The 14,477-nt window shown below is 59.7% G+C and carries 15 protein-coding genes; 11 read left to right on the forward strand and 4 right to left on the reverse strand.

The features are described 5' to 3' along the window. Positions 1-31 precede the first annotated feature (31 nt). From EKO19_RS36950 to EKO19_RS36990, 9 genes are read left to right on the forward strand one after another with little or no spacing between them, the layout of a single operon-like run. Complete coding sequence (locus EKO19_RS36950; RefSeq protein WP_407676682.1) at positions 32-805, forward strand: ABC transporter ATP-binding protein; 774 nt, start codon at positions 32-34, stop codon at positions 803-805. Between the two features lie 11 nt (positions 806-816). Further along, positions 817-1,659, forward strand: a complete 843-nt coding sequence (locus EKO19_RS36955) for an ABC transporter permease (protein ID WP_129782453.1) — start codon at positions 817-819, stop codon at positions 1,657-1,659. Positions 1,660-1,705: 46 nt separating this feature from the next. After that, positions 1,706-2,755 (forward strand): M29 family metallopeptidase, encoded by a 1,050-nt coding sequence (locus EKO19_RS36960; protein ID WP_246039038.1) that lies wholly within the window; start codon positions 1,706-1,708, stop codon positions 2,753-2,755. 18 nt (positions 2,756-2,773) lie between these two features. Then, positions 2,774-3,871, forward strand: coding sequence for an ABC transporter substrate-binding protein (locus EKO19_RS36965; RefSeq protein WP_129782454.1), 1,098 nt, complete (start codon positions 2,774-2,776; stop codon positions 3,869-3,871). Positions 3,872-3,929: 58 nt separating this feature from the next. Next, a complete protein-coding gene (locus tag EKO19_RS36970) occupies positions 3,930-4,814 on the forward strand; it encodes an FAD binding domain-containing protein (RefSeq protein WP_129782455.1) in 885 nt (294 codons plus the stop codon). Beyond that, entirely contained in the window at positions 4,811-5,299 is a 489-nt protein-coding gene (locus EKO19_RS36975) for a (2Fe-2S)-binding protein (RefSeq protein ID WP_129782456.1), read from the forward strand. The genes EKO19_RS36970 and EKO19_RS36975 overlap by 4 nt, the downstream gene beginning before the upstream one ends. Before the next feature lie 35 nt (positions 5,300-5,334). Continuing rightward, positions 5,335-6,033 (forward strand): isochorismatase family protein, encoded by a 699-nt coding sequence (locus tag EKO19_RS36980; protein WP_157995624.1) that lies wholly within the window; start codon positions 5,335-5,337, stop codon positions 6,031-6,033. A 22-nt stretch (positions 6,034-6,055) separates the two neighbouring features. Next, complete coding sequence (locus tag EKO19_RS36985) at positions 6,056-7,243, forward strand: FAD-dependent monooxygenase (RefSeq protein ID WP_129782458.1); 1,188 nt, start codon at positions 6,056-6,058, stop codon at positions 7,241-7,243. A gap of 15 nt (positions 7,244-7,258) precedes the next feature. After that, positions 7,259-9,505: an FdhF/YdeP family oxidoreductase gene (locus EKO19_RS36990; protein WP_129782459.1), complete on the forward strand. Its 2,247-nt coding sequence runs from the start codon at positions 7,259-7,261 to the stop codon at positions 9,503-9,505. A 1-nt stretch (position 9,506) separates the two neighbouring features. Here the strand turns inward: EKO19_RS36990 and EKO19_RS36995 are convergent, their stop codons facing one another. After that, a complete protein-coding gene (locus EKO19_RS36995; protein ID WP_129782460.1) occupies positions 9,507-10,433 on the reverse strand; it encodes an EamA family transporter in 927 nt (308 codons plus the stop codon). A gap of 222 nt (positions 10,434-10,655) precedes the next feature. Between EKO19_RS36995 and EKO19_RS37000 the strand changes: the two genes are divergently transcribed. Further along, on the forward strand, positions 10,656-11,666 hold the full coding sequence (locus tag EKO19_RS37000; protein WP_157995625.1) for an ABC transporter substrate-binding protein: 1,011 nt from the start codon (positions 10,656-10,658) through the stop codon (positions 11,664-11,666). A gap of 26 nt (positions 11,667-11,692) precedes the next feature. On the opposite strand, the gene EKO19_RS37005 is transcribed toward EKO19_RS37000, so the two are convergent. After that, positions 11,693-12,235 (reverse strand): carboxymuconolactone decarboxylase family protein, encoded by a 543-nt coding sequence (locus EKO19_RS37005; protein WP_129782462.1) that lies wholly within the window; start codon positions 12,233-12,235, stop codon positions 11,693-11,695. Positions 12,236-12,247: 12 nt separating this feature from the next. Then, positions 12,248-12,964, reverse strand: coding sequence for a carboxymuconolactone decarboxylase family protein (locus EKO19_RS37010; RefSeq protein ID WP_129782463.1), 717 nt, complete (start codon positions 12,962-12,964; stop codon positions 12,248-12,250). Between the two features lie 628 nt (positions 12,965-13,592). Here EKO19_RS37010 and EKO19_RS37015 point away from each other — a divergent pair. After that, positions 13,593-13,790, forward strand: a complete 198-nt coding sequence (locus EKO19_RS37015) for a hypothetical protein (RefSeq protein WP_129782464.1) — start codon at positions 13,593-13,595, stop codon at positions 13,788-13,790. 175 nt (positions 13,791-13,965) lie between these two features. Here the strand turns inward: EKO19_RS37015 and EKO19_RS37020 are convergent, their stop codons facing one another. Further along, on the reverse strand, positions 13,966-14,262 hold the full coding sequence (locus tag EKO19_RS37020) for a hypothetical protein (RefSeq protein ID WP_129782465.1): 297 nt from the start codon (positions 14,260-14,262) through the stop codon (positions 13,966-13,968). Positions 14,263-14,477: the final 215 nt, after the last annotated feature.

The following is a 14,477-nucleotide window of genomic DNA, read 5'->3' on the forward strand; positions in this document are numbered from 1 at the left end:
CAGACCCAGTGCGTCGCCTGGGCAACCCGCAATGGCGGCCGCGGGGGCGAGTGAGATCCTGCGTGTCGATGATATGTCGGTGGTCTATCCGAGCAGCCGAGGACCGATCTCGGCCGTCTCGAATCTATCGATGAGTATGAACGCCGGCGAGTTCGTGTCCATTCTCGGGCCCTCGGGTTGTGGCAAGTCGACTCTGCTGAACGTACTTGCCGGTTTGCAGAAGGCATCCAGTGGGCAGGCGTCGCTGTTCGGTAAGCCCGTTGACGGTCAACCCCACCGAAACATCGGCATCGTATTTCAGCAGGCCAGGCTGTTGCCATGGCTGACGGTGCTCGAGAACATTTTCATTCCTATCGATGCCATGCGACTGAAGCGGGCAGACTACCTCGACCGCGCGCATGCCCTGTTGAAGCTCGTGGGCTTGCCGAAGTTTGCCAAGCACTATCCGGATGAGTTGTCCGGAGGAATGCAGCAGCGCGTCGGGTTGGCCAGGTCAATGATCCACGATCCAAAACTGATTCTGATGGATGAGCCCTTCGCTGCGCTCGATGCCATGACACGCGAGCGTATGTCGGTTGAATTGCAGGAGATCCTTGGTAAGAGCAAGCAGAGCGTATTGTTCATTACGCACAGTATTCCCGAAGCCGTGTTTCTTTCGGATCGGGTCCTCATGATGTCCTCATCGCCGGGACGGTTCATCGAGGAAGTCCATGTGCCACTCAAGCGGCCGCGCGCCCTCGACGCCATGGCTTCTGGTGAGTTTGCGGAACTGTGCGGTCGCCTGCGCAAGCTGTACAAGCACTGAGGTCAGATGTAATGAGTGACTCCACTAACACGGTCGCACTTACTGCGCATAATCAGACGACGCCATCGTTCTACAGCTTCGAACGGATCTCCTCGGTCCTGTATCCGACGATCACGCTGGCCGCGCTCCTGATCATCTGGCAGACATCGGTCGCATACTTCAATGTCCCGCAGTACATCTTTCCGAGCCTGACCGACGTGCTGCGCGAGCTATGGGTTGGTTTCGTCGATGGCGGTACGCTGTATCCTCATCTTGCCTACACGCTGAAGTCGGCATTGACGGGATATCTCCTCGGCTGCGGTGCCGCTATCGTCGTAGGAGCGCTGCTTGCCGAATCGCGTGCGTTCGAGAAGTTCGTCTATCCGCTCATCATCGGCCTGCAGTCGACACCGAAGATTGCGATCGCGCCCTTGTTGATGGTGTGGTTGGGTTACGGTTTGTCCTCCAAGATCGCAATGGTGGCCATGATGTGCTTCTTCCCGTTGTTCGTGAACACGGTGCAGGGCATCCGTCAGACCGATCCCGCGTTGTTGAACATGATGCGGGCGTTCTCGGCGCCGACCTGGCTGACGTTCTTTCGCGTCAAGATGTTTGCCGCGACGTCGAACATCTTCGCGGGCTTGCAGATCACCATCGTGTTCGCGTTTATCGGTGCCATCGTGAGTGAGTTCCTGGGCTCCTCCGAAGGCCTGGGTTATTTGATTCAGTCCGCGATGGCGAATTTCAACACGCCAGTGATGTTCGCAGCGATCGTCACGCTGATCGCGCTGTCTTTGATAGGAACCGCTTTCGTCCAGTGGGTACACCGTAAGGTCGCCTTTTGGGACCGCACGATGCGGAACAAAGGCCGCTGAGCTCATTTCAATACGGAACGCCGGATAACGTTGGTCGGAGTTGCACATGGCACAAGTTGACGTCGATATGCTGCGCGTCTTCACCGCGGAGCTCGAGCTCTGCAAAGTAAAAGCAGGCGAAAGTGTAGCGGTGCTCAGTGCCGGAACGGCGAAGGGTGAAATCGCCCAGACATTCATGATCGCGGCGCAGAAGCTCGGTGCAGCCGTGTTTCATGTGAACATCCCGGATCTCGCGACGGCAAATGCCGCCGGCGTGGTGGGGCGATCGCCATTGGCGGGAAATCGCCGTGCGGTCGAGGCGCTCAAGTCAGCCAATATGGTCATTGATTTGTTGGGAATGCTGTTCTCGGCGGAGCAGCTCGAGTTGCAGGCGGCGGGCGTTCGCATCCTGCTCGTCGTGGAGCCGTTGCACATCCTGAAGCAGATGTTTCCAACGGTCGAGCATCGTCGGCGCGTCGAAGCGGCTGAGAAGCTGCTCAAGAAGGCTCGCGAGCTGCGCGTGACTTCTGCGGCAGGTACCGATGTCCGCTATCGATTGCAGCAGTATCCGGTGATGACCCAGTACGGGTACACCGATACGCCGGGCCGGTGGGATCATTGGCCTTCGGCATTCCTGTTCACCAACGGCAACGATGGGGAAGTGGACGGAACGGTGGTGCTTGCGCCGGGCGACATCCTGTGCGCCTTCAAGCGCTACGTTCAAGAGCCGGTGACGCTTACCATCGAGAGGGGTTTCATCACGCGCATCGACGGCAAAGGCATGGATGCGGCGCTCATCCGGGACTACATGGAGAGCTTCCGCGATCCCCGCGCTTATGCGATTTCGCACATCGGGTGGGGCATGCATGAGCGGGCGACGTGGTATCACATGCTCGCGACCCAGCGGCTGCAGGAGGAGCGCATCATGAACGCGCTCTCGTTCTACGGAAACGTGCTGTTCTCTACCGGTCCGAATACCGAGTTGGGCGGCACCAACGACACGGCCTGCCATCTGGATATTCCACTGCGCAATTGCAATCTGTTTCTCGATGGAGAGCAGATCCTCGACACCGGCAAGATCGCGGTGCCTGAACTCAGAGCCGCCGGTTGGCAGTGATCACGGGAGCGTTCGAGAATGCAGAATGACGAATCCAAGGTCGGCGGCAGGTCGGTTGTGAGAGCCGTCGCCGGGCTTTTCCTGACGGCTTGGCTTGGAAGTGCGCAGGCCGCCGAAACGCAGGTCGTCTTCGCCACACCGACCAACGCCGGCATCAATCTTGCCAACCTCACGGCGGCCATGGAACTTGGCTATTTCGAGAAGGAGGGCATCAAGGTCAAGATTCAGGAGTTCCAGGGCAGCGCCATCGTGATGTCGCAAGTGGCCGTGAAGTCGATCCTCATCGGCGGCGGTGGCGGAGAGCCCCTGATCGTCGCGAACCAGCCCGGGAAGTCGCCGTTGCCGCTGAAATTCTTCTACAACAGTCTGCGCGACAACATCTGGCAGTTCGTCGTGCCAGCGAGCAGCAAGGTCAATACGATCGCGGATTTGAAGGGCAAGAAAATCGGCGTGAGCTCTCTGGCGAATGCTCACGTACCGATCAGTCGTCTGATTCTGAAGCAGAACGGCATCGGCCCGAACGATGCGCAGCTGATTGCCATCGGTGCCGGCGGTGCTGCGTTCCAGGCATTGATCGATGGTCGCGTCGACGCCTACAACACCTACAATGGAAACATCGCGCTGTACGAGGCCAATGGCACCACACCGTTGAAACGGCTGGCGTTGCCGCCCCAGCTTGCCGCCCTCTTTTCATTAGGCTATTTCGCTCACGAAGACACGCTGAAGAAGCAGCCGCAAGTACTGGCAGGTTTTGGCCGCGGCGCCGCGAAAGGCACCCTGGTATGCAAGCATGCCGCGGAGTGGTGCGTGAAGACGTTCTGGAAGTACTACCCGAACCTGAAGCCACGCGATGACTCCGCCAAGGAGCTGGCGCGTCAGGTTCACGTCCTCGAAGCGAACATGAAATCCTACCTCGCGTTTCCGCCGGGGCAGCCTCAGCGTTTGGGGGAATTTCCTCCGGACGCTTGGAAATCCTTGGTGAACATTCTGTACGCCGGCGGCGTGTTGAAGGACGCGAGCGTCGATCCGCGGACCTTCTTTACGAACGATCTGGTGGGGCAGATTAATAACTTCGATGCAGCGGCGATCGAGTCGATGGCTGCAGGGCTCAAATAACTATGACTAGATCCGCTCTCACCACGCGCGTGTTACGCCTGACAGCAGGAGGGTTCGCATGAAGCCCGCTGCCTTTGAGTACATAGCACCTGTCACGGTGGAGGAAGCCCTGGAGGCGCTGGGTGGCAGCGGCAAGGATGCTCGGGTTCTGGGCGGTGGCCAAAGCCTCGTTCCGATGATGAACTTCCGTCTGGCGCAGCCGGAACTGCTGATCGACCTCAATCGCATTTCGGAGTTGGCGGGCATCGCGATCCGTGAAGATGGAGTCGTGCGCATTGGTGCGATGACCCGTCATCGCACGGTGGAGCTCTCTCCGGAGATTCGCGAGTGTCTGCCGCTGTTGCACGAGGCGATGCCATACATCGCACACGTTCAGATCCGTAACCGCGGCACGATCGGTGGCAGCCTGGCTCACGCCGACCCGGCGGCGGAATGGCCGGCGCTGTGCTTTGCTCTCGATGCCACTATCGTTGCGAGATCGTCTTCCGGCAGCCGTGAAATTCCAGCCACGGAGTTTCCTCTCGGCATCCTGACAACGGCGCTGGAACCGGATGAGATCATTGCCGAGGTGTTGTTCCCGCACCAGCCGGCGGGGCGGCGCTATGGATTCCAGGAGATCTCGCGGCGTCGAGGCGACTTCGCTCTGACCGGTGTGGCCTGCACACTCGATCTCAATGCGGATGGCGTTGTCGATGCGTCTCGCATTGCCATCTTTGGTGTCGACGATATTCCTTTGCTCTCAGCGGAAGCAGTGGATGCCCTCACCGGCAATACCATGACGGATGTGCTCGCACGGGAGGCGGGGCGAGCTGCGGCAGCAGCTATCAATCCGCGCTCGGATCTGCACGCTTCGTCCGAGTATCGAACTCAGCTGATCGAAACATTGGTGTACCGCGCCTTGAAGCAGGCTGCGGGAGCCGACCTACTGAAGGACGTTGCATGACGCGCCTTGTCGATATCGCCCTGACCGTAAATGGTAAACCAGTCACTGGCAAAGTTGAGCCGCGGCGTACGTTGGCCGACTTCCTGCGTGACGATCTGGATATGACCGGCACTCACGTCGGCTGCGAACACGGGGTCTGTGGAGCCTGCACGATCCTGGTGAACGGCGCGTCGATGCGTTCGTGCTTGATGTTCGCCGTCCAAGTCGACGGCGCCGAACTCAACACGGTGGAAGGGCTGGCGGTAGATGGCAAGCTGACGCCGTTACAGGACGCGTTCCATCGTCATCACGCCTTGCAGTGCGGCTTCTGTACGCCCGGCCTGCTGATGACGGCCGAGGCGTTTTTGAAAGAGAACCCGTCGCCGACGGCCGATGAAGTTCGTGACGCCATCTCAGGAAATATTTGTCGCTGCACGGGATACATCCCCATCGTCGAGGCCATTCTCGACGCCGCCGAGCAGCTGAAAAAGACGGACGCAGCCTAACTCATGCCTATCTGGATCACTATCAGGAGAGCGTCGTGACCAACCCCTGGGACGGCTTCATCCCCGAGGAAACCCTCGATCTGTATCGACGCGCCGGATTTGCCAAGGAATTACAGCCGGGTCGCAAGCCCGCGCTGCTGGTGATCGATACCCAGTACGCCACGACCGGTGAGCATCCCATGCCGATCATGGATGCGATTGCGTATCACCCTTTGAATTGCGGTGAGTTCGCCTGGAAGGCCATTCCCCATATCGTGAGGATCATAGCGGCGTTTCGCGAGCACGGGTTGCCGGTCATCTATCCGCACATGGCGGGAAGACCCTACAGTGGCAATCACGCGCGCATCCCGAAGGTCGCGCGCAATCCGCGACACTACGAGTTCGTCAAGGATCTCGCTCCGCAGGAGGGCGACATCCTGCTGCCCAAGACCTCGCCGAGCGCATTCTTCGGCACCCCGCTCATTCAGTACTTGCATGTGCTGCAAGTCGATACGTTGTTCATGGTGGGCAACACGACGAGTGGCTGTATTCGGGCGTCGGTCGCCGACGGTGCGTCGTACGATTACAAAGTGATCGTCCCGCATGAAGGATGTTACGACCGGGCGCCGATCTGTCACGCGGTGAACCTATTCGACATCGCCAGCAAGTATGCGGCGGTCGTGTCCACGACCGAGGCGGTCAGCATGCTGAAATCGATCGTCGATGCGCAGCAGCCGGCGGCCGCGGCGTCGTGATCGAGCAACGAGATAACAAGAGATGACTGCTAAACCAACTATTCTGATCGCGGGTGCCGGACTGGGCGGCTTGACCGCCGCTATCGCCCTGGCTCAATCGGGCTTCAAGGTGCAGGTGTTCGAGCAAGCCCAGCAATTGGGCGAGATTGGCGCCGGTGTGCGCATCCATCCGAATGGATTTCGCGCCCTGGCCGGGCTGGGCCTGAAAGAGGCGATACTGAAGGATTGTTACACGCCTAAGTGTCGGGAGATTCGAGTCTGGAATACCGGCTACTGTGCGTCGGCGCCGTTCTCCGTGGACGCCGTCGTTTCCCGGTATGGATATCCGGGCATCGCCATGCATCGAGCAGACTTGCACGCGGTCCTGGTAAATGCTCTCGAAGCTTTACAGCCGGGCGCGGTCCAGGTCAGCTCCAAAGTCGCGGGGTTCGAGCAGACGAACGACGGCGTGCAGTTGTCTCTCGCGGATGGTCGTCGGTACAAGGCGGATGTACTTGTCGGCGCGGATGGGCTTCATTCGGTAATCCGCAAGCAGCTCTTTGGTGCATCGAAGGCGGAGTTTACCGGCACCATCTCCTGGCGCGGAATCATTCCCGTCGACAGTTTGCCGGAGGGGGCACGCACGTTCTGCGGCCAGGGCTGGATGGGGCTGAATGGCCACTGGGTGGTCTATCGCATCCGACGAGGTGAGTTGATCAATATCGTCGGGCACATCGATCGCGACGACTGGCAGGTTGAATCCTGGACGGAGTTGGGCACCACCGAGGAGATGCAGGCCGACTTCAAGGGTTGGCATCCTCACATCCAGGCGCTGATCCGAAACATCGACAAGCCTTACAAGTGGGCATTGTTCCTTCACCCCACGATGCCGCAGTGGACCGAGGGACGTGTGACGCTGCTCGGCGATGCATGTCATCCCACGCTGCCATATCTGGGCGCGGGCGCAAACATGGCGATCGAGGATGGCGTGATACTGGCTCGTTGTCTCGACCGCTACGATCCCATCACGGCGTTGAAGCGCTACGAGGAGTTGCGAATTCCGCGTACCACGCAGATCGTCAACGCCTCCGCTGCCAATCGCTCACGCTATCACCATCCGGATCTCGGTGATCCCGACAAAGCCCGGATTCACATCGATCGCATTGCATCGAATCTGAACGACTCGGATGCCTGGGTCTACGGCTACGACGCGGCCACTGTTCCCATCTGACCGCGAGTTCGAGCGATGAGCGATGAGTCGATGCGGCCCTATCACGGGGCCGCCGGCGGCTGGGATGCACTTGTCTCCACACGCCGGGCCCTCAAAGAACAGGGGGCGCCAGCGACCGGGGCACGCGCGCTGCTGAAGGCGAATCAACCCGACGGGTTCGATTGTCCCGGCTGTGCCTGGCCGGATCCGAAGCACACGTCATCCTTCGAGTTTTGCGAGAACGGTGCGAAGGCCGTCGCTTGGGAGACGACATCGCGCACGATCGCCCAAGACTTTTTCGCCGCACACTCTGTTTCGCAACTACGGGCGCAGTCGGATCACTGGCTCGAGTCGCAAGGCCGACTGGGAATCCCACTCAGATACGATTCGCGCACCGACCACTATGTGCCCATCGAGTGGGCGGATGCGTATGCCTTGATCGGCGAGCATCTAAGATCGCTGACGACGCCACACGCGGCGGCGTTCTATACGTCGGGTCGCACCAGCAACGAAGCGGCATTCCTGTATCAACTGTTCGCTCGGGAGTACGGCACGAACAACATGCCGGATTGCTCCAACCTGTGCCACGAAGCCACCAGCGTCGGATTGCCGAAGTCGATCGGTGTGGGCAAAGGCACCGTGCAGTTGAGTGACTTCGATCAGACTCAGCTCATCTTGAGCTTCGGGCACAACCCGGGCACCAATCATCCACGGATGCTCGCCACACTACGTGACGTCGCAAGGCGAGGTGTACCCATCGTGGTGTTCAATCCGATGCGGGAGCGCGGTCTTGAACGCTTCCGCTCGCCGCAGCATCCCGCGGAGATGTTGACCGGCACGGCAACGAATCTGGCGACACACTATTTCCAGCCGAGAGTCGGTAGCGATTCGTCCGTTTTGCAAGGAATCATGAAGCGGCTGCTCGAGATGGAACGGGAGGGCGTGGCTGGCAGTGTCGATCGGGCATTTATCGGCGAGCACACTGTGGGGTTCGAGGCTCTCTCTGAGCAATTGCGCACAGTCGATTGGCAACAGATATTGAACGACACCGGATTGAGCCGCGAGGACTTCGATACCATCGCGCAGCTCTACGCCGGCTCCAACTGCACGATCGCCGCGTACGGGATGGGTATCACGCAGCATCGGCACGGAACGCAGAACGTGCAGCAGCTCGCAAACCTGTTGCTGATGAAAGGAAATATCGGAACGGCGGGGGCGGGGATCTGCCCGGTGCGTGGTCATAGCAATGTGCAAGGCGACCGGACGATGGGCATCGACGAGCGTCCAGCGCCCCGACTGCTCGATCGAATCAAGGAGGTGTTCGGTTTCGAGCCGCCCCGCGCCGACGGTTGCTCCGTCGTCGAGTGCATCGAGCAGATCCTGCGAGGTGACGTTCAGGTGCTGATTTCGATGGGGGGGAATTTTGCGGTGGCGGCACCAGACACCGTGCGGACCTATGACGCGATGTCTCGCTTGAGGCTGACCGTCGGAGTGCACACCAAGCTCAATCGTAGTCACTTGCTGCATCGGGGCGAGGCGCTGATCCTACCGGCGCTGGCTCGAGCGGATCTCGACGTTCAGCGCAGCGGCATCCAGTGCGTGACGGTCGAAGACTCGATGTCGATGGTGCATGCCTCGCGCGGCTTCAAAGCGCCGCCGACCCAACAGACGCGGTCGGAGCCAGCCATCGTGGCGGGAATTGCGGCGGCCTCGCTGCCTCACAGCCGCATTCGCTGGCGCGACCTGGCGGATGACTACCGAGCGATCCGTCGCTTGATCGAACAGGTGATTCCCGGGTTCGAGGACTTCGAGGAGCGAGTGAAGAAACCAGGAGGTTTCCACTTACCTAACGCGGCTGCGCAGCGTCGCTGGCTCACGCCGAGTGGCAAGGCACAGTTCAGTCCGGCCTCCGTCGATTCGTCACGGGTGTCCGCGGAGTTCCCGCTCATGTTGGCCACTATTCGGTCTCACGATCAATACAACACTACGGTGTACGCCATGAACGATCGCTATCGCGGCGTGCATGGGCGTCGCGATGTTGTCTTCATGCATGAGGATGATATGCGCGCGCGCGGGCTGACAACGGGAGATGCAATACGCCTCAGGGGCGTGCATGCAGAGCTCAGCGGATTCGTTGTGGTGGCTTACGCAATTTCGCGCGGCTCGTGTGCGGCCTATTTCCCCGAGGCAAATGGGCTCATTTCGCTCGATGATTTCGACGAGCAGAGTCATACGCCGGCGTACAAGTCCATTCCGATTCAGATCATTCGCGCCCGGAGCTGAGTCACGTGCGGGACTCTGCCGAAGCGTTGCGGAGTGCGAGGATGCGGCCGCCGAGCTGATTCACCACCAATCCCATCAGTACCGCTGCCGTGCCGAGCCATTGCTGAGGGAGTGGCCATTCATCGAAGAACATCCAAGCTGACCACAGCCCCACCACCGGCACCAGCAGCGAAAATGGTGTGACGCGCCCTGCGGGATGACGCTGTAGCAGCTGAGTCCAAAGACTGTAGGCCAGCAGTGTAGAGAGCCACGCTAGAAATAGGACCGCAAGCACAGTCGGCGTCTGCATACCGGAGATCTGCCGCAACACGGTTTTCGGCCCATCCATCCACAGTGCCAGCACTGCGAAGGGCAGGATCGGGAAGACGCCGCTCCAGACGATGAACGGCAACGGATCGTAGTCGGCTATGCGACTCGCCAGGCGCGCAACCAGGTTGGAGACGGCCCACATGAACGCCGCCGAGAGCGTGAGCACGAAACCGACGAGCGACATCTGCCCCGGACCGTCGCCGTGAGCGGTGGCAATCAGTACCAAGCCAGCCAGTGCCACCAGCAGCCCGAGTCCTTGCGACCAGCGTGCGCGTTCGCCCAGTACTGGCGCTGCCAGCAGCAGTGTAAAGAAGGCTTGTGTTTGCATGACCACGGAGGCCATTCCCGCGGTCATGCCCATTTGCAGGCCCAGGAACAGAAAAGCGAATTGGCCGAAGCCTTGTGCCAGGCCATAGGCCGCCATATAGCGCCAGGGAAGTTTCGGGACTCGCACGATCAGCAGAAGAGGGAGCGCAGCGGCGGCAAAGCGTAGTGCGCCCAGGAGCATTGGGCCGATGTCATGCAGGCCGATCTTCATTACCACGAAGTTCAAACCCCAGATCACTACGACTGCCAGCGCGCGTAGAAGGTCGCCGCGAGACAGAGGCGAAGCATTCATAAGTGTCTTGATCGTTCAGCTGATGGGAACTAGTATTCGAATATAGGCACATCGTACGCATTATTGAAGCATACTCGTGCCAAAATACATCGCGCTGGGGATCGCGGCGCTGTTCGCGAAAGTCGCCAAAGGATAAATGAAGACATGTCGGGTCGCAGATTTCCACGCGTGGCGAGAGTCTCGGTTGCGACCCTCTGTGCGGTTGCCTTCGCGGGGAATGTAATGGCCAAGCCCAAACCATTGCGCCTTGGAACTCCGACGCCAGCGAGCGTTTATTCCGCAAATCTCATCGCCGCGCTCGAGCTCGGATATTTCCTGGAAGAGGGCATCGATCTGAAGCTCCAGCAGTTCCCGACCACGGTTCCCGTGATGCAAGCGGTGGCTGCGCGGACCATCGACATCGGTGGCGGGGGCGTGTTTCCTCTGGTCGTTGCCAATCAGCCCGGCAAGGATCACATGCTGCTGCGGTTCTTTTACAACTCGTTGCGGAAGTTCTCGTTCGAGATCGTCACCCGCCCGGACCGCCCATTCAATAGTATTGCCGACTTGAAAGGGAAGAAGCTGGGCGTGCTGTCATTAACCGCTCCATACACGCCGATCACCCGAGTGGTGTTGAAAGAGAACGGTCTGAAGCCGACCGATATTCAGCTGGTGGCCGTCGGCGAGAATCGCAATGCTTTCGCGCTGCTGGAGCGCGGCGAGATCGATGCCTATGAGACATTCATAGGTAACAGTGCGCTGTTCGAAGGCGAGGGCGGAAAGCTCAAAAGACTGCCGTACAGCGACCGTATCAACAATCTGCTGACGTATAGCTACTACGCTCACGAAGAGACGCTGAAGCAGGATCCTGCTGTGCTGGCTCGCTTCGGACGAGCGGTTGCCAAAGGCGTGCTTACTTGCAATATCGCGCCTGAGTGGTGTGTGAAGACTGTCTGGAAACACTATCCGCACCTGAAGCCCGCGCCGGAGGCATGGGACACGGAGATGACGCGTCAAGTCCGTCTGCTCCGGACGAACATGGCGGCGTATATGGCGTTCCCGTCCGATCAGCCGCGCCGATTCGGCGAGTATCCCCAGGATGCTTTCCAAAACCTGATCGATATCCTCAAGGAAGGTGGCGAACTGCCCGCGGCGGATATCGATCCGAACCTGTTCTATACCAATAGTCTGGTGGCTCAGATCAATGACTTCGATCCTGCTCGCATCGAGGCCAAGGCCCGCGATCTGAACTAGCGGGCATGCGCTAACCGGAGGCGATGTCAGTGTGCGGGCTCGCCGTCCGCAAAATGGGTGCCGGTCACCTTGAGTACCAATTTCAGCATGACCGTGTTGGCGCACAGGGTGGTCAGCTCCACGCAGATCGCGCGATCGAAACGAGCCGCCATACTGTCGAACACGTTATCCGTGACCCTTCCTGTCTTCAACAGCTGCGAGCAGAAGTCGTAGACGATCGCTTCGTCCTGCGTCATGCCCGTGGGGCGTCGGCCTTCCAATAAGGCCTTGATCTTGTCGTTCGTCAGTCCGCTGTCACGAACGTTGTCGCCGCGGAGAAAGATTTCAGCGTCGGCTGCTTTGTGGCGCGCGGCGGTCATCACCACCGCCATCAGTCGCAGCGGTTCCGGTAAGCGCAGGTTGAAGCGAAGATATTCCCACAACGGTTGTAGCAGCCGGGCTACGTCAGGCGAATAGAGCAGGGCGGCGTAAGGATCGCTGAGGCCCCCCGCCCGTTGCTTCGCAATTTCTTCTGCCACCTCGTGCTGACGCGGAGTCATCTGCACGGGCGTAAGGCGCGGATAGCGCATGAAGATGCTCCCTTACTCGGCCTGGTCTGGAAATGGGCGGCTTGCCACTGGCGCCGCGCTCACATTGAACACCCAACCGAGCGTTCCGTAGTGAGCGTAGATCGCGATCAGATCGATGATCACGGATTTTCCGAAGCGTTGTTCCACGCGATCGAAAATCGCATCCGAGACCTCGCCGGTATCGTTGAACTCGGTGAAGAAGTCATAGATGAGAGCTTCGTCGTCGTCGAGCTTCGGTGGTCTGCGCCGGTTGGCCAGCGCCTCCATCGACTCCTTGGCGATGCCGTTGGCGGGTTTGCCCCAGCGTGCCTCATCTCTTTTTGCGCTGCCGCCTGCCTCGGCAAGACGGGCATGAGCGCTGAAGACGCCAGGAGAGTTCATGTGACGTGCCGCGATAGCAATCGTCCATTCCCGCAGTTTTGGCGGAACGTTGGTGCTGTATCGGCAATGCTCACCCAGCATCTGCTGTCGATCGAGGATGCCGGGCGCATAGGACAGAGGCACGAAAGGCCCCACCAGTCCGCCATCCCGACGCTCGTTGACCGCTTCAGCGACTCGCCGCTGCTCGAAGTACATTTCTTCGGGCTTCAGCTTGGGAAAGCGCGGCTCAGCAGAATTCCCGGCGGGCTGGCTCGGGCTGCCTTGCGCACTACTGTCGGGAGCCGAAAGCGAAAGTCCGGCGAGTGCCGTTCCTGAAGCAATGAGTGCGTCGCGTCGCGAGAGGGACATGCGGCTCCACCTTGATCCGAGTTGCAGACACATGAACCAGATTTATAAATGAGAACGCGGTTCACATATGGGAGCATAAGCCGAGGGGGAGCTTTGGGCAAGGCCGCGATTGGACGGTCATCGATTCTGAGCCGCGGGTGCATGACTCGCGTCGAGTTCTACATATCTTCTGAGCTGCGAGAAAGGAGAGACACTGTGTCAAGGCGTGGTACTTCTGGTCGAGCGAAGGGTGTGGTGGCTGTTCTGTGTTCGGTTGCAATTGCCGCCCGGTAGCCGCGGCACAAAACATTACGTGTCGGACGCCCACACCAACCGGCGTCGGTACGGCCAGAATGACCGCCGGCATGGAGCTCAATGACTTGCGGAGGAGGGCTCGTGCTCCAGCTGCACGCATTCCCAACCACCGTGCCTGTAATGCAGGCAGTCATCGACAAGAAGATAGATATCGGTGGCGGTGGAGTGGCGGCGCGGGCCAGCAGCGGCCCCTCTGGAGTTCTCTACAATCACATTCGCGAGTTTGATTTTGAGATCGTGGTGCCTCCCGAGAGTCCGTTGAAAAGTATTTCGGACTTGAAGGGCAGTAAGCTCGGCATTCTCTCTGGCTGCTCCCTATGCTCCGATCACTCGCGTGGTGCTGAAGGAGAGCGGTCTGACGCCCGCCGATGTCCAGCTCGTTCCGGTCGGGGAGAATCGAGGCAGGTTCGATCGGTTCATGGAAGGCCAGATCGATGCCTATGAGACATTCGCAGGAAGCAGCGCCCGCTACGAGGCTGAGGGGAAGAAGCTGAAGCGGCTACCTTACAGCGAGCGCGTGGCAACCTTCTGACTTACAGCTATTACGCGCACGACGATACATTCAAACAGGAGCCGCAAGTGCTGGTCGGCTTCGGCCGAGCGATTGCAAAGAGTCTCCTCACCTGCAGCCTCGCGCCGCATTGGTGTATCCAGACGCTGTGGAAATGCTATCCGCATCTCAAGCCGAAGCCCGAAGAGATGGAGGTTCAGTTCGCCCGCCAGGTGTACATGCTGCAGTCGACGATTGGGGATACTTCTCCTTTGCGCCGGGCCAGCCCAGGCGCTTCGGTGAGTATCCGGACGATGTGTTCCAGAAGTTGATCGTCCTTCTTCACGAAGGCGGCGAGATCGCCGGCGCCGATATCGATCAAGGTGCCTTCTACACCAATCAGTTTGTCGGCGAGATCAATGATTTCGACGCCGCGGCCGTCGAGTCCAGAGCCGAGCGCTCGAATAATCAGGTTCTCAGTCCCCCATCGATGCAGGAGGAAATCCTTCTGCATCGAGGCCGCACGCATTACGTTTGTCGCGGCAGTGTGCCGGGCCGCGTGTGCGGGGCGGGCGGCGCGACTCGGCAACTCTCCGACAAATCGTAGCCATGATTGAGACGTGAGACCGTCCGGTCCCACTGACATCCTTACTCGCGTGATCCGCGGCAAGTTCAGGCACACGCCGATCCTTTTGCGCGGCGCTAGCTGCACTGGCCGCCTGTTGCGCG

Source organism: Peristeroidobacter soli, assembly GCF_004138485.1.
GTDB classification, from domain to species: Bacteria; Pseudomonadota; Gammaproteobacteria; order Steroidobacterales; family Steroidobacteraceae; genus Steroidobacter; species Steroidobacter soli.